The organism is Roseovarius sp. (genome assembly GCF_027019125.1).
Classification (GTDB): Bacteria; Pseudomonadota; Alphaproteobacteria; order Rhodobacterales; family Rhodobacteraceae; genus Roseovarius.
Window position 1 is genome coordinate 261,447 of the sequence record NZ_JALUXE010000030.1, and the last position, 17,446, is coordinate 278,892.

Sequence of the window (17,446 nt, forward strand, 5' to 3'; positions counted from 1 at the left end):
TGGCCCGACAAATTGGCGACTCGACGGAAAAGGAAGAACGGATGACGGCGCAGCAGACCGGAAATTTCATTGCAGGTGCATGGCGCGGCTCAGAGGCGCGCATTGAGAATCGCAACCCGTCGGATGTCTCGGACTTGATCGGCAATTATGCGCAGGCGGATCGCCATGATCTGGATGAGGCGATTGCCGCAGCACGGGCGGCACAGCCGGCCTGGTGGGCGGCGGGCATTCAGAAACGCCATGACGTGCTGATGGCGATTGGCACGGAGGTGATGGCGCGCAGCCAGGAGATCGGCGCGCTCGTTGCCCGTGAAGAAGGCAAGCCGCGTGCCGAAGGAGTGGGCGAAGTATACCGCGCCGGGCAGTTCTTTTGTTACTATGCCGCCGAAGTGCTGCGCCAGATGGGGGACTTTGCCCAGAGTGTGCGCTCCGACATTGATATTGACGTGCGCCGGGAACCTGTGGGTGTCGTGGCGATTGTCAGCCCTTGGAATTTTCCTGTGGCGACACCTGCGTGGAAGATCGCCCCAGCCTTGGCCTTTGGTAATGCTGTGGTCTGGAAACCGGCCAATCTGACCCCGGCCAGCGCGGTCGCGCTGGCAGAGATCATCGCAAGGCAGGATATGCCACGCGGCCTGTTCAACCTTGTCATGGGGCCGGGGCGCGCGGTGGGCGAGGCGCTGGTGGCACATCCGGGCATTGATGCCATCAGCTTTACCGGCTCGGTCAGTGTCGGACGTGGCATCGCGGCTGCGGCGGTGCCGAACATGACCAAGGTGCAGATGGAAATGGGATCGAAAAACCCGATGCTGATCCTTGACGATGCCGATCTGGACCTTGCGGTGGCACATGCGGCGGGCGCAGCCTTTGGCGGCACCGGGCAGAAATGCACGGCAGCCTCGCGCTTGATTGTGCATGCGGCGGTGCATGATGAGTTTGTCGCGCGGCTTGTGGATGAAGCCCGCGCGCTCAAGGTCGGGCACGCGCTGGAGGAGGGAACACAGATCGGGCCGGTTGTCAGCGCCGGGCAACTCGCGCAAAATCTGGCTTATATCGAACAGGGTCGGGCAGAGGGAGCAGAGCTTTTGTGTGGCGGAGAGCGGTTGGAGCGCGCGACCGAAGGCTATTACATGGCCCCGGCGGTCTTTGCGGGCACAGCCAATGACATGGTCCTGAACCGCGAGGAAATGTTCGCGCCGATCACTTGCGTGATCAAGGTGGGCAGCTACGACGAGGCGCTGAGCGTTGCCAATGACAGCGAATTCGGCCTGACTGCCGGGATCATGACGCGCAGTCTGGCGCGTGCCAATCATTTCCGTGCGCATATGCGGGCAGGCACGGTTATGGTGAACCTGCCAACGGCGGGCACCGACTATCACGTGCCCTTTGGCGGGCGTGGCGCATCGAGCTTTGGCTCGCGCGAGCAGGGTCAGTATGCCGCCGAGTTCTACACCACGGTCAAGACCGCCTATGTCGCACGGGGGCTGCCGGAATGAGCGTGGTGATCGACGGGCTGCAATATGCCAACTGGTCGGAAAAGATCTTTCGCCAGATGCGTGCGGGTGGCGTGGACGCGGTGCATGTCACGATCACCTATCACGAGAATTTCCGCGAAACGGTGCTGAACATCGAGGCGTGGAACCGGCACTTCGAGCGGTTTCCCGATCTGATCTTTCAGGGGTTCGAGGCCGGGGACGTGACCCGCGCAAAAGAGACCGGGCGCACCGCGATTTTCTTTGGCGCACAAAACCCAAGCTGTATCGAGGATGATATCGGGCTGGTCGAGGTGTTGCACCGGCTGGGCCTGCGGTTCATGCAATTGACCTATAACAACCAATCCCTTTTGGCGACGGGCTGTTACGAGGCAGAGGATACCGGCCTCACACGGATGGGGCGCGAGGTGGTTTCGGAGATGAACCGCGTCGGGCTGGTCGTGGACATGAGCCATTCGGGCGAGCGCTCCACGCTCGATGCAATTGCCCATTCGAGCCGCCCGATTGCCATCACTCACGCCAACCCCGCCGCGTGGCACCCCGCGCGGCGCAACAAATCCGATCGGGTTCTGGCAGCCCTGGCCGAAAGTGGTGGCATGCTGGGCTTTTCGCTTTATCCGCATCACCTCAAGGGCGGCGGTGCCTGCACCGTTCACGACTTCTGCGAGATGGTGGCGCGCACCGCCGAAAGGATGGGGCCAGAGCGGCTGGGGATTGGCAGTGATCTTTGTCAGGATCAACCCGACTCGGTCGTGGAATGGATGCGGAGCGGCCGGTGGACCAAAGCGGTGGATTTTGGCGAAGGCAGCGCCGATGCGCCGGGGTTTCCGCCAATGCCGGATTGGTTTCAGGACAACCGGCATTTTGGTGCGATTGCGGATGGGCTGCATGCGGTGGGGATGAGCGGCCCAGAGGTCGAGGGTATCATGGGGGGCAATTGGCTGAGGTTCTTCGGTGAAGCGTTCGGGCCAGGCGGAGCCGCTCGATGACCTGCGGCGCCCTCGATCCGATGCCAGAGGCCACGCCGTATCGGCGCAGTCCTGATACAGTGATGCGGCTGGCGCGAATGGGCGCGGCCCATCCGACCCGCCTCTCGTTTCTGCGCCAGATGTTGCGGAGAATGCAAAACGAGAACTGGCGATTTGAGCGTCCGGTCTGGGAATTTGACGCGCGAGGTCAAGGGCGGGCGGTTTACTGCGCCATTGGACCGGAGCGGACCTACAGCCTTGTGGCCTTTGGCCATGACCTGCCCGACGAGATGCGGTCGGATCGGGTGATTGCCACCGCTTGGGATGCGACTTTCACGCTGTTTGATGGCGTGCCCGACGCAGACGATCTGACCCGTCTGGAACGCAATGTGCCGTTGCAAGAGGCTGGGCGCGTGAGCGTGCGGGAATTGAGCCTGAGCCGTGCCAACAAATCGGTGCGCCTCTTTGACCATGTGGTCGCTCGTTTGGCCGCAGGGCAACAGCCCGATGCGGCGCAACTGGCCGAAACCGGCTATCTCATGCGCACTACGGCGGTTTATGGTTCAGGCAAGTTTGGCGCGGCGGACCGCGCGCAGATTGCGGATCGCCCGGAAATGCGCGCACCTTTTCAGGCAGAGATGCTCTCGGTCTGGCTGACGCGGGCCTACACGGTCGATCTGGTCGAGCATCTGGCGCAGATGCGGGGCGGTGCCAGCGCGGTGGGCTTGGCCCCGGAATTGAGGCGGTTGTTGGGGGTGGGTAATTCCACCGGGCTTGGGATGGCCCCTTTTCTGGTGCGGCATCCGGTCTTGCTCAACAACTGGATGATGGCGCGGGAAGAAGCGTTGGCGCGGGTGCGCGCCCAACGGACAGCCACGCCCGAGACTTTGGCAGGCTTCGAGGCGGCGCTGAAGGCCGCGCAGGAGAATGCGCAAGCTTGGCAGAGCGGGCACCCCGTGCAACAGGCGCGATTGCTGGAATTGCGCAACGGTTTGGACGCGGTCGCCGCGCATATGCGTGACGTTTGGGATCGCCTCGGAGATCATCCCTGGGATGCGCTCTGGCGCTGGGCCGAGGCGCGGCTGCCGCTTGAGGCACAAGAGGCGCTAGCCGCCGCGATGATAGAACCGCATGGTGACCTCGTGGATGGTCTGGCCGAATGTATGGCCGCCGACGAAGACAGTGCCTTTTGCATCGATGGGTCGATGACGGTGGCGCGGGTGCGGGCGCTCTTGTCCGAGCGATACAGTTGGGCAATGGGGCTGGATCACGATACGCCGGCGGGCTGCGCGCGGTTCTGGTATGTCTCCGAGGAAAAGCTTGAGCCGCGTTTGGGGGAACGGGCGGCAGAGCCGGGGGCGGAACGGGAACTTCCGCTGGATATCTCACGGCAGGCAGTCGCATTGGCGCGGGCGCTCGCGGATTGGCCCGAGGATTCGCCGATTGCAAAGGTCCTGCTGGCGCAGCCCGAGCATCGCCACATGCTCCGCCGGGTGCAGATGGCAGCGATGCGGCCCTATGCCGAGGTGCGCGACAATCTGATTGCCGCCGATGTTCTGCCGATTGACCTCTTGCGCTGCAAGCTGGCGTTCTTTGGCGCGACGCGGTTTGATCCGCGCTCGGATCGTTGGGTGCGGATCAGCCTCTTTCAGGGCGCGCCCTATCCACAGGATCTGACGGCGGGGGCGGATACATGAGCGAGATGGCCCAAGACCCGACACGAGCAGGGTCAGAACCGCCGGATTGGGCGGGCGAGGTGATGCAACTGTCGCAGTCCGAAATCACGGCCCTCGCGACCAAGGCGGCGCGGGGCGCGGGGCTAAGCTGGGGCGAGGCGGAAGAGGCGGGCTGGGCCTGTTGCTGGTTGGCGCGGGCCGGTCTGCCGGCCCCTGCGATGCTCTTGCGCGCTCTGGACGCGGAATCATCGGCCAGCCCGCTGCGCGCGGGAATCCGGCTGATGGACCAAGCCGGAGGGCCGGAGTGGACGGGCGCGCTGCCTGTAACCCTTGAGGATTTGGTCGAGCCGGTGCTGCTCGTGCCTTTCCTGGCGCAGGCGGCCGAGCGGTTGGGCGCACCGGTGGAATTGGACCTTGGGTCAGAAACGATCTGTCTGACCGGGCGAGAGCCAGTGCCGGATCTATCCGCGCTGTGCGAGATTTGCCACAGAACTGGCGCTCGGGTGACGATCAGCGTGTCGCAATCCAGCGGGGCCGCGGCACCGGGCCGGTTTGACGGACGGATCGAGCGGGGCGTGTGGCAGTCGCTGGATGCCCTGGCGCTTCTGACGACCGTTCCCGCATCCGAGCAGTCGCGGCAACGGGCCGGGGCCCAATCAAGCGACAATGACTGAGCACCGCAGGCAAGCCTAGCCGGGTTGATCCGCGTCGCGCAGCGCCTCGGGCAGGGTTCTGGCCAAGACGTCCATCTCCTCTGCCCGCCCGCAACTGATACGGATGCAGCGATCCTGCGGTGCGACAAAGGGCATGCGCACGAATACCCCACGCGCCACCAGCCCTGCCAGAACGCGGCGGGCAAAGGCACCGTCGCGACCGCAATCGACGGTGACGAAATTGGTGGCGGAGGGCAGCACGCTGAGCCCGTTTGCCTTGGCGATATGCGCGATGCTGTCGCGAGAGCGGCGCACCTCCGCCTGCACATGCGCGAGCCAGTCGAGATCCTGAAGAGCGGCGAGCGCCCCCAGTTGCGCCATGCGATTCATGCCGAAATGATTGCGGATCTTGTCAAAGCTCTTGATCAGCTCTGTGGTCCCTACCGCATAGCCGATGCGTGCCCCGGCCATGCCATAGGCCTTGGAAAAGGTGCGCATGCGGATGACGCGGGGATCATCGGCGGCGATCTCGGCGGCGGTGCCTTCGGGTGCAAACTCCACATAGGCCTCGTCAAGGCAGAGAAGGCAGCCTTGGGGCAGGGTGTCGAGGGCGCTGACGATGTCCGCGCCCGAGACCCAAGTGCCCATCGGATTGTCGGGATTGGCGAAATAGATCAACTTCGCCCCCACATCGCGCGCGCGAGCGATGAGGGCGGGCAGGTCTTCGCGGTCGTCGCGATAGGGCACTTTGTGCAGCACCCCGCCAAAGCCGGTCACATGGTAATTGAACGTGGGATAGGCCCCGTCCGAGGTGACGACCGCGTCGCCGGGACCGATCAGGAGCCGCACGAGATTACCCAGGAGACCGTCGATACCTTCGCCCACCAGCACGTTTTCTGGGACCGCGCGCATGTGAACTGCAAGTGCTGCGCGCAGATCATGGCTTGTGGGGTCGCCGTATTTCCAGACATTCTCCGCCTCGGCGCGGATTGCCGCCAATGCCTTGGGCGAGGGGCCAAAGAGGTTCTCATTTGCCCCCAGACGTGCCGCGAAAGGTGCGCCGCGTTGGCGTTCCTGTTCCTCTGGTCCGACAAAGGGAACAGTGGCGGGCAGGCTGTCGATCAACGGGGTATAGCGCGGATATGTCATGGGGCGCAGTTAACGGGATGCGTCGCCGCCTTGCAAGGGTGTGCCGCGACGTTGTGCTGGCCTGCGGACGGGCCATGGTGTTTCATGACGCAAAGCCGGAGGGGATCGCATGGCCAGAGTGACGACAGAGATCAGGGATCACATCGCGCATGTGACGCTCACGCGCGGGGACAAGCGCAACGCGGTTGACCCGGAGATGGCCGAGGCGATTGTGGCAGCGGGGCAGGCGCTAGTGGAGGCGGATGTCCGTGCTGTGGTGCTCTCGGGCGAAGGCAAGGCGTTTTGCGCCGGTCTCGACGTGATGAGCTTTGCACAACTGGCGGCGAGAGATCCCGAAGCACTGATCCTGCCGCGCACCCATGGCACGGGTAATCTCTTTCAGGCAGTGGCGATGGTCTGGCGGCAAGTGCCGGTGCCGGTCATCGCGGCGCTGCACGGGGTTGTCTATGGCGCGGGGTTCCAGCTTGCGCTTGGGGCAGATGTGCGAATTGCTTCCCCCGATACGGAACTCGCGATCATGGAAATGAAATGGGGGCTGATCCCGGATATGGGGGGCATGGCGCTTTTGCCGCATCTCACCCGTTCTGACGTGATCCGGCGCATGACCTACACGGCGCGGCCCGTTTCTGCGGTGCAGGCGCGGGAGTGGGGGCTGGTCACGGATCTGGCCGATGATCCGCTGGCGGCGGCCTGTGATCTGGCCACCGAGATCGCGGGCCGCAGTCCCACGGCCATACGTGCCGCCAAGCGCCTGATCGGCGTGGCCGAGAGCGGGGCGGATGAAGCGGCGGTTCTGATGGCCGAGAGCCGGGAACAGGCCGCGTTGATCGGCAAGCCGGACCAGATGGAGCAGATTGCGGCCAATATGGCAGGGCGCGCGCCGGTGTTTCGGGGCTAGGGCTCAGCGCTTTTTTACGAACTCGGTCAGGATCACGATGCGCTGACCCTCGACCCGGCCTTCGATATGGGCGGGGTTGTCGGGAACCAGAGAAATGCCGCGCACCGCCGTGCCGCGTTTGGCGGTGAAATTCGCCCCCTTGACCGGCAGATCCTTGATCAGAACCACGGTATCCCCTTGCGCAAGCGGCACGCCGTTGCTGTCGCGGTGGCCACTCTCGCGGGGGATATTCTCGGCCCAAGCGCGGGTTTCGTCATCAAGCCAGAGCTGATCGGCCAGATCGCGCGCCCAATCATGGTCTGACAACCGGGCCAGCATGCGCGCAGCCATCACTTGTGTCGGTGCATCCTCGGCCCACATGGACGAGGCAAGGCAGCGCCAATGCTCGGGCTCGGGCGTGCCTGCGATCTGGTCAACGCAGGTGGCGCAGAGGCTGACGCTCGCCCCGTCCGGGCCGCCTGTGACAGGGAATGGGGTGAGGGCGGTATCGGTGGCACAGAGGGCGCAGGGCATGAGGGAGAACTCCAGTAAATGGGGGGCTTGATCCCCCTTAGACCCCTGCGGGGCAGGACAAAAGCCCGGAATGCACCTCTGCGGTTGCTTGCGCTGTTGCGAGGCTGCATTTGCTCAGGCCTGCACGCATCATCCCACCTTGACCAAACCCCTATTCCCATACATATGCCAAGGCTATGACAGACCTCGCTCACATCCGCAATTTCTCGATCGTGGCCCATATCGACCACGGGAAATCCACCCTTGCCGACCGGTTGATTCAGTCGACCGGGACGGTTCAGGATCGTGACATGAAAGAGCAGATGCTCGATGCCATGGATATCGAGCGTGAGCGCGGGATCACGATCAAGGCCAATACCGTGCGCATCGACTACAAGGCGCAGAATGGCGAGCTTTACGTGCTCAATCTGATCGACACGCCGGGCCATGTGGACTTTGCCTATGAGGTCAGCCGCTCGATGCGCGCGGTCGAGGGCAGTCTCTTGGTCGTTGACAGCACGCAAGGCGTCGAGGCGCAGACGCTGGCCAATGTCTATCAGGCGATTGATGCGGGCCACGAGATTGTGCCAGTGCTCAACAAGATCGACTTGCCCGCGTCGGAGTGCGACCGCGTGGCCGAGCAGATCGAGGATGTGATCGGGATTGACGCGAGCGGCGCCATTCGCGTCTCGGCCAAGACTGGCGTCGGCATCGCCGAAACGCTGGAGGCCATCGTCACCCATTTGCCCGCCCCCAAAGGCGACGAGAACGCACCGCTCAAGGCGATGCTGGTCGATAGTTGGTATGATGCCTATCTCGGCGTCGTCGTTCTGGTGCGGATCATGGATGGGCGCATGAAAAAGGGCGACCGCATCCACATGATGCAGACCGGGGCCACCTATAACGTCGAGCGCATCGGCGTATTTCGCCCGCAGATGGAAAAGGTCGAAAGCCTTGGACCCGGCGAGATCGGGTTTATCACCGCCTCGATCAAGCAGGTGCGCGATACCAAGGTGGGCGATACCATAACCCACGAGAAACGCCCCTGCGACAAGGCATTGCCGGGGTTCAAGCCTTCGGTGCCGGTGGTGTTCTGCGGGCTCTTCCCGGTAGACTCAAACGAATTCGAGGATCTGCGCGACGCGATCGAAAAGCTGGCGCTGAATGATGCCTCTTTCAGTTACGAGATGGAAACGTCAGCGGCCCTTGGATTCGGGTTCCGCTGCGGGTTCCTTGGGCTCTTGCATCTTGAGGTGATCCGCGACCGGATCGAGCGGGAATACAATATCGAGCTGATCACCACCGCGCCGTCGGTGATCTATCACCTCTACATGAAGGATGGCTCGCGGCGCGACCTGCACAACCCGGCCGACATGCCCGATCTGACCTATGTCGATCACATCGAAGAGCCGCGCATCAAGGCGACGATTCTGGTGCCAGATGAGTATCTGGGCGATGTGCTCAAGCTCTGTCAGGATCGGCGTGGAATCCAGATGGACCTGACCTATGCCGGTGCCCGCGCGATGGTGGTCTATGATCTGCCTCTGAACGAGGTGGTGTTCGATTTCTACGACCGCCTGAAGTCCGTGACCAAGGGCTACGCGTCCTTTGACTATCACCTCGAGGGCTATCGCCAGGATAATCTGGTCAAGATGCAGGTTCTCGTGAATGACGAGCCGGTGGATGCCCTCTCGATGATGGTGCATCGCGACCGGGCCGAAATGCGCGGACGGGCGATGTGCGAAAAGCTCAAGGATCTGATCCCGCGCCATATGTTCAAGATCCCGATTCAGGCGGCCATCGGCGGCAAGGTCATCGCGCGCGAGACGCTCTCGGCGCTGCGCAAGGACGTGACCGCCAAGTGCTATGGCGGGGATGCCACGCGCAAGAAGAAGCTTCTTGAAAAGCAGAAGGCCGGTAAAAAGAAGATGCGGCAGTTCGGCAAGGTGGACATCCCGCAAGAGGCGTTCATTTCCGCGCTCAAGATGGACAGTTAAGCGGACGCTTCGCGCCCTCCTGCAACTCTTGCTGGCGTTTCGCTACGTCGGGCGCTAGCGTGTTTCCAGCAGTGAAACAATAGAGGCGCATCATGACGACCAAGGCCAAGACCAGAAGCCCGCGCAAGCCGACCACCCGCACGACCGCCAAGGCCACGACCGCCAAGCCTCGCAGCTCGCGCAAATCTGCGGCAGTCGCGGACAGCGCGCCCGATGCCGCCATCGCGGAGCTGACTGAAAGCACGTCCCCGGACAGTGGCGCAACGAATGTGATCGCCCTGACGGTTGCCGAAACAACCCCCGCCGATGCCGGACCCGAATTGAAAAAGCAGGAACTGATCGACAAGGTTCTGGCCAAGGGCGACATCAAGAAGAAAAACGCCAAGCCCGTGGTCGAGGCGGTGTTGGAAGTCTTGGGCGAAGTCTTGGCCGAAGGTCGCGAAATCAATCTGCCGCCTTTGGGCAAGATCAAGATCAACAGGGTGCGTGACATGGCCAATGCCCGCATCATCGTGGCCAAGATCCGGCAGCCCAAACCCGGTGCCGGACCAGACACCGAAGCTGACGACGAAGACAATGACGAAGATATGAAAGAGGGTGTTGCACCGGTCGAAGAGTGACGCTAAAAGCCCCCACGGCGGGTGATTAGCTCAGTGGTAGAGCGCTTCGTTCACATCGAAGATGTCAGGGGTTCAAATCCCTTATCACCCACCATTTTTCTTTTCTTTTCATCTGATGCAGGTTGCTCGCAGTAGCGCCTAGATCCTATTGCGCCGAGATTGCCAGCGGGTCTACCCGTGCCTCGCCCGCTGTCATGCCCGGTGCGGCGCGATCATGGCGCAGGTAGGCGATGCCGCGCCCGCCGGACTGGGTGTAGAGCGTGCCTGCGCTCTTGCCTTCGGGTGTCAGAATCTCGCTGCCCACAGGCGCCGAGCCATGCACCGCAACCAGCATGAGCCCTTTGCGCAATTCGGTCTTGTGCTTCATCCGGGCGGTCACCTCTTGGCCGACGTAACAGCCCTTGCGAAAATCAACGCCATTGAGCCGTTCAAACCCGGCCTCAAGGATGAACGTGTCGGGGGTCAGTTCAATTCCGGTTTCGGGAATGCAATGTGCCACGCGAATGCGGTCGAAATCGCTGCCGTCGTCGCCGCCGACCTCTCCATACAGACGCCAGCCCAGATCCGGGTGGCGTGGATCAGTGAGCGCGCCCGTCGGCGCGGGGCCCGTGCCGCGCTGCACCTTGTGATCTGTATCGCGGATCGTCACGTCGGCACGCAGTTTGTACATGCTCAGACGTTGCAGCAGCATGGGGGCAAGGCTCTCATCGACATCAAGCCAGATTGCATCGCCGTGACGCGAGAGCAGAAAATCCGCCAGATACTTGCCCTGCGGCGTCAGAATGGCGGCATAGACCATGCCCTGATCCAGTTTGTGCAGATCGTTGGTGACAAGGCCTTGCAGAAAATGCAGGGCATCGGTTCCAGTGATCTCCAGAATACGGCGCATCATGCCTCTTCCCCCGTGTTGTTCGCGTGTAATATAGGTCACGAGAACAGACACAACAGGGGTCGTCATGCGCGCAGCACTCTCGGTGGTGATTCCGACGCGGAATGCGGGTGCGGGCCTGCCAACCTGTCTGGCCGCGCTCGTGGAGGGGCTCGAGGCGGGCCTGATCCGCGAGCTGATCGTCAGCGATGCCGGATCAGAGGACACCACCCTGCAAATCGCGGACGCGGCGGGGGCGGTGATCGTGCAGGGCGTGGCATCTCGTGGGGGGCAGTTGCGGCGCGGTGCGCAAGCGGCGGGCGGCGACTGGCTCTTGTTTCTGCATGCCGACACGATCCTGCCTGCCGGTTGGGCCGGTGCGGTCAGCGCGCAGATGGTGCAGGGTGCGCCTGCCGCCTTTCAACTTGGGTTCGATGCAGCTGGGGTGATGCCCCGGTTGGTGGCGGGCTGGGCCAACCTGCGCAGCCGGGTGTTCAGCCTGCCCTATGGGGATCAGGCGCTCTTGATTTCGCGCGTGGCGTATGAGGCGGCGGGTGGATACGCGGATGTTCCACTGATGGAGGATGTCGCCATGGCGCGCGCGCTGAAAGGGCGGATCGTGCTGTTGCCGCTGGCGGTCAGAACCTCTGCGGCGAAGTATCAACGCGAAGGCTGGCTTCGCCGGGGCGCACGTAACCTGTGGATATTGATGCGCTATCTCTGCGGAGCAGACCCGGTGCAGCTGGTTGATGCGTATCGGCGCGGCGCCCGGAAGAGCTAGGAAACCCGGGATAAGGACGCTCGGATTTTCTTGTTGTCGGGTGGCGTCGGCTGCATCAAATCGGTTGCGTTCGCAAAACCGTTGCAGCGATTGACGCCGCTTGCCAAGGGCGTAAGGTGCGGCGCGACAATGCAGGAGTCCCCCCACATGAGCCTCGCCCACGGTCGCGCCTATCTGGCCATTCCCGGCCCCTCGGTCATGCCCGAAGAGGTGCTACGCGCCATGCACCGCGCCGCCCCGAATATCTATGAGGGCGATCTGATCGAGATGACGGAGGGGCTGATCCCCGACCTGCGTGCCGTGGCGCGGACGCGCCAGCATGCGACGATTTACATCTCCAACGGGCACGGGGCGTGGGAGGCGGCGCTCGCCAATACGTTGAAGCCCGGCGACCGCGTGCTGGTGCCGGCCACGGGGCGGTTCGGACATGGTTGGGCCGAGGTGGCGCAGGGACAGGGAATCGCGGTCGAGATGCTGGACTTCGGCAAGCGCGCGCCCATCGATCTCAACCGCGTGGAAGAGGCGCTGCGCGCGGACAAGGCGCATGGGATCAAGGCGGTTCTGGCGACCCATGTCGATACGTCGACCTCTGTTCTCAATGACATTGCCGGTTTGCGGGCGGTATTGGATGCGGTAGGGCATCCGGCGCTTTTGATGGCGGATTGCATCGCCTCGCTTGCCTGTGACCGGTTCGAGATGGACGCCTGGGGCGTCGATGTGATGGTCGCGGGCAGTCAAAAGGGGCTGATGGTGCCGCCCGGTCTGGCCTTTGTGTTCTTTTCCGACAAGGCGGCCGAGGCGCGGCGCGCGCTGCCTTTGGTCAGCCGCTATTGGGATTGGACCCACCGTGCGAACCCGCAAATGTACTATCAGTATTTCGGTGGCACCGCACCCACGCATCACCTCTACGGATTGCGCGCGGCGCTCGACCTGATCGCGGCGGAAGGCGGTGTAGAGGCAGTCTGGGCGCGGCATGACCGGTTGGCGAGGGCCATCTGGGCCGCCTGCGAGGCATGGGGACAAGAGGGGCCGTTGGAACTGAACATCAGCGATCCCACGCTGCGCAGCCGGGCCGTGACCGCGCTGCGGATCGGCGCGCCGCATGGATCGCGGTTGCGCTCCTGGGTGCAGGATCATGCGGGCGTGACACTGGGGATCGGTCTTGGCATGGCAGAGCCGGGCGATCCGGCATGGCACGGATTTTTCCGCATCGGCCATATGGGGCATGTCAATGCCCATATGGTTCTGGGCGCGCTTGGCGCAATTGAGGCGGGATTGAATGCGCTCGATATTCCGCATGGGGCGGGCGGATTGTCTGCGGCAGCCCGGGTGATTTCGGACAAAGGGTGACGTAACCGTTCCGCCCGCGGCCCGGGTCTGAACGCCAGTGGGATGTGGGGGGCGCGGGCATTGGCCCGCGCCACGCGTTACTTGATGAAGGTTCCGTCGCGCAATTCGCGCATGGCTTGGCGCAACTCGTCCTTGGAGTTCATCACGATTGGGCCATGCCAAGCCACGGGCTCTTGAATCGGTGCGCCAGAAATGAGCAGGAACCGCACACCCTCTTCGCCGGCTTGCACCGTCACACTGTCGCCGCTCCCAAAGCGGATCAGTGTCCGGTCGCCGGAAAGATCGCGCACATGCACCTCTTGTCCCGCCACTTCCTTTTCCAGAAGAACGCCTTTGGGCTCTGAAGCGTCGGCAAAGGCCCCGGCCCCCTCGAACACATAGGCAAAGCTGCGCCGGTAGGTGTCGACCGGGAACGTCTTCTTAACCCCGGCGGGCACCGAGATATCGAGATACTGGGGGTCCGCGGCAATACCGTCCACCGGGCCCCGCCGCCCCCAGAAATCCCCGACGATCACCCGCACGCGGGTGCCGTCATCATCGATAATCTCCGGGATGTCCGTCGATTTCACGTCCTGATAGCGGGGCGCGGTCATTTTCTGCGCGGCGGGCAGGTTGGCCCAGAGTTGAAATCCATGCATCTGCCCAAGCGCATTGCCGCGCGGCATTTCCTGATGCAAGATACCCGACCCGGCGGTCATCCATTGTACATCGCCTGCGCCCAAGCTGCCCTCGTTGCCCAGGCTGTCACCATGCGCAACCTCGCCCGCAAGGACATAGGTAATGGTTTCGATACCGCGATGCGGATGCCATGGGAAACCAGCCGTGTAGCGGGCGGGGTCATCGTTGCGGAAATCGTCGAACAAGAGAAATGGATCGAGTTCGGTGGGGTCCTGAAAGCCGAACGCGCGGTGCAGGTGCACGCCTGCACCTTCCAGCGTGGGGATTGCGGCGCGCTGTTCCAAAACGGGTCTGATCGACATGGCAAATCTCCTTTCGAACAGCATATAGGCAGCCACGGCGCCGTTGAAATGGCGCAGTCTGTTCGTGGGTGAACCGCATCTGTGCGTTTTGCGCGTCCCCCCTCTCGCCATGGGGGACGATCCGGGGTAAAGGCGTGCGCAAAGGGAGATCTGGCATGCAGGATGAAGAGGTTTTGGCGGCATTAAGCGCGTCGGCGGGGCGTCGGATTCTCGGTGTCGGATCGGTCGCGGGGCTGGGGCTGACACTGCTTTACCTGGCGTTGGTGCAATCTCCGAGCCTTGGTTGGCAAGTGTTCATGGTTGGATTCGGGGCAACTTGCGTCTTTCTGGCCGAACGGATGTGGCGGGCCACGGCGCAATGGCTGATCCTGACGCGCGACGGGCTGCGCGACAACACGGGGCGCATGATCGCGCCGGTGGCGCAGATGCGCACGGTGGAGCGGGGGGTGTTCGCGTTCAAGCCGTCGAACGGCTTTCGCATCCAGCTTACGGAAAAAGCCCCGGCAGTCTGGCAGCCGGGGCTTTGGTGGCGCGTCGGGCGCAGCGTGGGCGTGGGCGGCGTTACATCCGGCACACCGGCCAAATTCATGGCCGAGCAAATTCAGGATCTGATCGCCCGGCAGGCGCAGGATTAGGCTGCGTCGCAGACACCGTCATAGCAAAGTTGTGCGGCGAAGCGCAGAGGCACGAACATCCGCGTTTTGATATTGGTGCCATCGGTGAAGCCGGTGGAGAAGACCGGGTCATATTGCGACGAGGTCTCGACCAGGATGATCTCCTGACCATTGATCATCCGTGGCAGGGTCGCATGCGCAGTGCGCACATCGTTCGCGCTCAGTGGGTTGAGGTCGCCCGTGCCGCGCACTTCCGACCAGCGCAGTTCGAATTCGTCGATGTTGTTCGCCGCATCGAGGTGGTAGCGGATCACGGTGACACGCACCTGATTGTTGCCCTCATCGTTGGTCATGATGTCGAACAGGGTCTTGACGTTGTCCATATAGGTTTGGTCCACCTCGGACGTCTCGCGAGAGAGCATGTCGGCCACTGTGTACGTCGCCTTTTCACGCACGCTCTGATAGCGGAACATGTCGAAGTATTCGTAGCTGAAGGTCAGTCCCATGAAGAGGAAGGGGAACATGACCACCGTTTCCATGGCGGCGGTCCCGCATTCCTGTTTCCAGAACCGGCGCAGCAGGGTGAAGGCAGGGCGCAGGGTCATCAGATCGGCTCCTGAACAAAGGCTGTCGTGGCGACAAGCGAGGCTTGGCTTCCGTTCTCGGGAACTAGGCGGCTGCCCAGTATGCCTGCCGGAAACAGCGGCCGGAACTTGAGGCACGCGCGCAGCAGCATCAGTTCATTTTGTTGCCCGGGCACGAATTGGCGAACCGGCTTGGCGGGTTCGGCCAGGTCCGTGCAGTCGGCTTCGGCGTCCAGCCCGTTGAAATTGCGAATATCCGCCGAGCGCATTTCGAGGCGCAGGTTGTTTTCGCAATCGTTGATCATGATCGCGTTATCACAGATGATCTGCTTGATCTCATCGTGCTGCGGGGCTGTGCCCGTGCCAAGCCTGACCTCGCGCACCGCCATGTCGAGACCACGCTCGAGAAAGGTGGAGCGCATGGTGACAAACCCCATCTCGATCGAGAAGATCATGATCGCAATGAAGAAGGGTGCCACCAGCACGAATTCGAGCGAGGCAGTGCCACTGTCATCCTGCCGGAAACGGCGCAGGAAATCTTTGTGCACACGGGTCATTGGGTCAACCTCAACTGTTTCACGTTGGCCGCGATGGCGCTGAAGGCTGCACTGATATCCGTTCCGGTTGCACGGAAATAATGGGCAGGTGTGGACGCGCACTTGCTGAGCTCGCGCTCCGCGGTGCCACCTACAGGAACTTCGAAGCCGATTGTGTAAACCACAACCCCTTCGGTTTTCGTGGCTGCACAAACCTTTTGCATCAGCTCATTCTTGATCGAGCCTGTCACGTTGTCGGTGCCCACATAGTCATTCCAGGCGCCCCAATTGCCGGTGATATTTCCGTAGTATTCCGGCGACATAAGGCCCCACGCGGTTTCCCAGCTCAGCTGAGTGCTGGAAATGAAGCCGTCCATCGTGCTTTCAAAGCTCTGGAATTCGTCTCTGGGGACCCATTTTTCCTCCGAAATACTCCAGAAATTTCCGGTGTTCGGGCTGCGCAGGTAGTAGACGGAATATTCCTCGCCGCTCACGTCATAGACGCACTCCCAGCGAGATTGGCTGCATCGAGCTTTTCCAGCGTCGCCGTAGAGTTTCCAATCCACGTTGTAGATGTTGAACGCATACTTGAAGACGCGGTCCTGAAAGCGAAGCTCATAAAGGTCAGAAAACTTGCCCCGGTAGACAGGTGAACTCCGATCAAAGAAATAGGATGTGGTATTCGCGCCGTCTCCCATGAAGATGATCGCTTTGAGCGTTTCCGGCTCGTCGTAATCCGAGGGTACGGACGCAAGAGAGGCATCCAGATCTCCCGATGCGATCATCGACGCCGTGACCTGTCTGAAGGTCGGGTCCAACAGGGCAGCACCCCAGTTCATGCCTTCGTTCCCGGATGTGTTTCCGGCGGGTTGCAAGGCGTCGATCTTCGCATGCAGATCGCCCACGCTTGTCGAATAAGGCAATATGCGCATGTACTCGTCGGTGTAACACGATCTCCAATCCTGATTGAGATCGTCAAAACCACCATAGACAGAGGTGTAGATCATTTGATTGACCGGGATACCACTGCTCAAGGATGAGCTGCCACTGGTAAGCGTGGCGTGATGATAGTCGTTGTCCGCGAACTCGAGGCAGGTGGAATAGGTGTGGTCTTCGTCCACGGCCAGCGCATCATAGATGCTGAGCGGAGGTGTCACCGAAAAACTGAACGGTACGATCGACAACACCGTATCGCCCTGGCGGGATGAATTCATGACTGTGGTCACGAAGTCCTTCGCGGCGACTTTCAGATTGTCGATCTTGGAGTTGTTTGACATCGAGCCCGAGACATCGAGAACAAGGATGCCTTCGAGTTTGGGGACGCGCACTTCCGCAGTGGCAGCCCCTGCGGTGGTCAAGGTCGGTACACCTGCAAACTTCATCAAGTAGGTGTCGAGGTCGATTTCGGCCTTTGCCGTTACCCGCGCTGCGTTGAGCGTCGTAATGATGTCGCCTTCGCTTTCGGGCAACAGCGCGCCAGCGTGCCCGGATTTGTCGAAGTAATCTTCTACGATTGCGCGCGCGGCCGCGTTCGTGTTCGCCGTGGCCCCGGCCAGAACGGCCCGATCGAGCGTCGCCTGAAGACTGGCGCGCGCCATTTCCTGACGCATCGTATCAATCCCGATGCCGCCCATGATCAAGAACATGACGAAGATGGCAAAGGCCAGCACCGTCACCGTGCCGTCTTCCTCCTTGAAGAAGCGCTCTGCATACTCTCCGGCGCGTGTCGTGCCGCGTAATTTCGACCGTGCCCCCCGATCCAACGTCTTGCTATTCCAAAGCATAAT

Annotated in this window: 17 protein-coding genes and 1 tRNA gene; 11 read left to right on the forward strand and 7 right to left on the reverse strand. The window is 62.1% G+C overall.

From position 1 onward, the window contains the following. Positions 1 to 41 precede the first annotated feature (41 nt). The 4 genes from MVC20_RS13520 to MVC20_RS13535 are packed head-to-tail and all read left to right on the forward strand — an operon-like array spanning position 42 to position 4,811. On the forward strand, positions 42 to 1,496 hold the full coding sequence (locus tag MVC20_RS13520) for an aldehyde dehydrogenase family protein (protein ID WP_297542758.1): 1,455 nt from the start codon (positions 42 to 44) through the stop codon (positions 1,494 to 1,496). Beyond that, positions 1,493 to 2,482, forward strand: a complete 990-nt coding sequence (locus MVC20_RS13525) for a membrane dipeptidase (RefSeq protein WP_297542221.1) — start codon at positions 1,493 to 1,495, stop codon at positions 2,480 to 2,482. Before MVC20_RS13520 ends, MVC20_RS13525 begins: the two co-directional genes overlap by 4 nt. Beyond that, positions 2,479 to 4,158, forward strand: coding sequence for a hypothetical protein (locus tag MVC20_RS13530; RefSeq protein WP_297542223.1), 1,680 nt, complete (start codon positions 2,479 to 2,481; stop codon positions 4,156 to 4,158). Before MVC20_RS13525 ends, MVC20_RS13530 begins: the two co-directional genes overlap by 4 nt. Further along, complete coding sequence (locus MVC20_RS13535) at positions 4,155 to 4,811, forward strand: DUF3726 domain-containing protein (RefSeq protein ID WP_297542224.1); 657 nt, start codon at positions 4,155 to 4,157, stop codon at positions 4,809 to 4,811. Before MVC20_RS13530 ends, MVC20_RS13535 begins: the two co-directional genes overlap by 4 nt. A 15-nt stretch (positions 4,812 to 4,826) precedes the next feature. Here MVC20_RS13535 and MVC20_RS13540 read toward each other — a convergent pair whose 3' ends face one another. Then, positions 4,827 to 5,939 carry a pyridoxal phosphate-dependent aminotransferase gene (locus tag MVC20_RS13540; protein ID WP_297542226.1) on the reverse strand — a complete coding sequence of 371 codons (1,113 nt, stop codon included), beginning with the start codon at positions 5,937 to 5,939 and terminating at the stop codon, positions 4,827 to 4,829. Positions 5,940 to 6,048: 109 nt separating this feature from the next. Here MVC20_RS13540 and MVC20_RS13545 point away from each other — a divergent pair, with 109 nt between their 5' ends. Then, positions 6,049 to 6,837 carry a crotonase/enoyl-CoA hydratase family protein gene (locus MVC20_RS13545; RefSeq protein WP_297542228.1) on the forward strand — a complete coding sequence of 263 codons (789 nt, stop codon included), beginning with the start codon at positions 6,049 to 6,051 and terminating at the stop codon, positions 6,835 to 6,837. Positions 6,838 to 6,840: 3 nt separating this feature from the next. Here the strand turns inward: MVC20_RS13545 and MVC20_RS13550 are convergent, their stop codons facing one another. After that, positions 6,841 to 7,350: an alkylphosphonate utilization protein gene (locus MVC20_RS13550; protein WP_297542230.1), complete on the reverse strand. Its 510-nt coding sequence runs from the start codon at positions 7,348 to 7,350 to the stop codon at positions 6,841 to 6,843. A gap of 176 nt (positions 7,351 to 7,526) precedes the next feature. Between MVC20_RS13550 and lepA the strand changes: the two genes are divergently transcribed. From lepA to MVC20_RS13565, 3 genes are all read left to right on the forward strand, one after another. Further along, the gene (lepA, locus tag MVC20_RS13555; RefSeq protein WP_297542232.1) at positions 7,527 to 9,326 is read left to right on the forward strand and encodes a translation elongation factor 4; all 1,800 of its coding nucleotides are present in this window, start codon (positions 7,527 to 7,529) and stop codon (positions 9,324 to 9,326) included. A gap of 92 nt (positions 9,327 to 9,418) precedes the next feature. Further along, positions 9,419 to 9,946 (forward strand): HU family DNA-binding protein, encoded by a 528-nt coding sequence (locus MVC20_RS13560; protein WP_297542234.1) that lies wholly within the window; start codon positions 9,419 to 9,421, stop codon positions 9,944 to 9,946. Between the two features lie 19 nt (positions 9,947 to 9,965). Further along, positions 9,966 to 10,040: transfer RNA gene (locus MVC20_RS13565), tRNA-Val, on the forward strand. Between the two features lie 51 nt (positions 10,041 to 10,091). On the opposite strand, the gene MVC20_RS13570 is transcribed toward MVC20_RS13565, so the two are convergent. Then, positions 10,092 to 10,838, reverse strand: a complete 747-nt coding sequence (locus MVC20_RS13570) for a folate-binding protein (RefSeq protein WP_297542236.1) — start codon at positions 10,836 to 10,838, stop codon at positions 10,092 to 10,094. A gap of 64 nt (positions 10,839 to 10,902) precedes the next feature. Here MVC20_RS13570 and MVC20_RS13575 point away from each other — a divergent pair, with 64 nt between their 5' ends. Together MVC20_RS13575 and MVC20_RS13580 are read left to right on the forward strand one after the other, a co-directional pair. Further along, positions 10,903 to 11,595 carry a TIGR04283 family arsenosugar biosynthesis glycosyltransferase gene (locus tag MVC20_RS13575; protein ID WP_297542238.1) on the forward strand — a complete coding sequence of 231 codons (693 nt, stop codon included), beginning with the start codon at positions 10,903 to 10,905 and terminating at the stop codon, positions 11,593 to 11,595. A gap of 147 nt (positions 11,596 to 11,742) precedes the next feature. Continuing rightward, positions 11,743 to 12,945: an aminotransferase class V-fold PLP-dependent enzyme gene (locus MVC20_RS13580; RefSeq protein WP_297542240.1), complete on the forward strand. Its 1,203-nt coding sequence runs from the start codon at positions 11,743 to 11,745 to the stop codon at positions 12,943 to 12,945. 77 nt (positions 12,946 to 13,022) lie between these two features. Here MVC20_RS13580 and MVC20_RS13585 read toward each other — a convergent pair whose 3' ends face one another. Further along, the gene (locus tag MVC20_RS13585) at positions 13,023 to 13,925 is read right to left on the reverse strand and encodes a pirin family protein (protein ID WP_297542242.1); all 903 of its coding nucleotides are present in this window, start codon (positions 13,923 to 13,925) and stop codon (positions 13,023 to 13,025) included. A 155-nt stretch (positions 13,926 to 14,080) separates the two neighbouring features. On the opposite strand from MVC20_RS13585, the gene MVC20_RS13590 reads away from it, so the two are divergent. After that, positions 14,081 to 14,560 (forward strand): hypothetical protein, encoded by a 480-nt coding sequence (locus MVC20_RS13590; protein WP_297542244.1) that lies wholly within the window; start codon positions 14,081 to 14,083, stop codon positions 14,558 to 14,560. On the opposite strand, the gene MVC20_RS13595 is transcribed toward MVC20_RS13590, so the two are convergent. From MVC20_RS13595 to MVC20_RS13605, 3 genes are read right to left on the reverse strand one after another with little or no spacing between them, the layout of a single operon-like run. Then, on the reverse strand, positions 14,557 to 15,144 hold the full coding sequence (locus tag MVC20_RS13595) for a TadE/TadG family type IV pilus assembly protein (protein WP_297542246.1): 588 nt from the start codon (positions 15,142 to 15,144) through the stop codon (positions 14,557 to 14,559). The two genes, MVC20_RS13590 and MVC20_RS13595, sit on opposite strands and share 4 nt — an antisense overlap. Continuing rightward, positions 15,144 to 15,680 carry a TadE/TadG family type IV pilus assembly protein gene (locus MVC20_RS13600; protein ID WP_297542248.1) on the reverse strand — a complete coding sequence of 179 codons (537 nt, stop codon included), beginning with the start codon at positions 15,678 to 15,680 and terminating at the stop codon, positions 15,144 to 15,146. Before MVC20_RS13600 ends, MVC20_RS13595 begins: the two co-directional genes overlap by 1 nt. After that, entirely contained in the window at positions 15,677 to 17,443 is a 1,767-nt protein-coding gene (locus tag MVC20_RS13605; protein ID WP_297542250.1) for a pilus assembly protein TadG-related protein, read from the reverse strand. The genes MVC20_RS13600 and MVC20_RS13605 overlap by 4 nt, the downstream gene beginning before the upstream one ends. Positions 17,444 to 17,446: the final 3 nt, after the last annotated feature.

Bases quoted from the DNA above. Each gene is read 5' to 3' on its own strand.
- MVC20_RS13520 (WP_297542758.1), top strand. From the start codon at position 42: ATGACGGCGCAGCAGACCGGAAATTTCATTGCAGGTGCATGGCGCGGC.
- MVC20_RS13525 (WP_297542221.1), top strand. From the start codon at position 1,493: ATGAGCGTGGTGATCGACGGGCTGCAATATGCCAACTGGTCGGAAAAG.
- MVC20_RS13530 (WP_297542223.1), top strand. From the start codon at position 2,479: ATGACCTGCGGCGCCCTCGATCCGATGCCAGAGGCCACGCCGTATCGG.
- MVC20_RS13535 (WP_297542224.1), top strand. From the start codon at position 4,155: ATGAGCGAGATGGCCCAAGACCCGACACGAGCAGGGTCAGAACCGCCG.
- MVC20_RS13540 (WP_297542226.1), bottom strand. From the start codon at position 5,939: ATGACATATCCGCGCTATACCCCGTTGATCGACAGCCTGCCCGCCACT.
- MVC20_RS13545 (WP_297542228.1), top strand. From the start codon at position 6,049: ATGGCCAGAGTGACGACAGAGATCAGGGATCACATCGCGCATGTGACG.
- MVC20_RS13550 (WP_297542230.1), bottom strand. From the start codon at position 7,350: ATGCCCTGCGCCCTCTGTGCCACCGATACCGCCCTCACCCCATTCCCT.
- lepA (WP_297542232.1), top strand. From the start codon at position 7,527: ATGACAGACCTCGCTCACATCCGCAATTTCTCGATCGTGGCCCATATC.
- MVC20_RS13560 (WP_297542234.1), top strand. From the start codon at position 9,419: ATGACGACCAAGGCCAAGACCAGAAGCCCGCGCAAGCCGACCACCCGC.
- MVC20_RS13570 (WP_297542236.1), bottom strand. From the start codon at position 10,838: ATGATGCGCCGTATTCTGGAGATCACTGGAACCGATGCCCTGCATTTT.
- MVC20_RS13575 (WP_297542238.1), top strand. From the start codon at position 10,903: ATGCGCGCAGCACTCTCGGTGGTGATTCCGACGCGGAATGCGGGTGCG.
- MVC20_RS13580 (WP_297542240.1), top strand. From the start codon at position 11,743: ATGAGCCTCGCCCACGGTCGCGCCTATCTGGCCATTCCCGGCCCCTCG.
- MVC20_RS13585 (WP_297542242.1), bottom strand. From the start codon at position 13,925: ATGTCGATCAGACCCGTTTTGGAACAGCGCGCCGCAATCCCCACGCTG.
- MVC20_RS13590 (WP_297542244.1), top strand. From the start codon at position 14,081: ATGCAGGATGAAGAGGTTTTGGCGGCATTAAGCGCGTCGGCGGGGCGT.
- MVC20_RS13595 (WP_297542246.1), bottom strand. From the start codon at position 15,144: ATGACCCTGCGCCCTGCCTTCACCCTGCTGCGCCGGTTCTGGAAACAG.
- MVC20_RS13600 (WP_297542248.1), bottom strand. From the start codon at position 15,680: ATGACCCGTGTGCACAAAGATTTCCTGCGCCGTTTCCGGCAGGATGAC.
- MVC20_RS13605 (WP_297542250.1), bottom strand. From the start codon at position 17,443: ATGCTTTGGAATAGCAAGACGTTGGATCGGGGGGCACGGTCGAAATTA.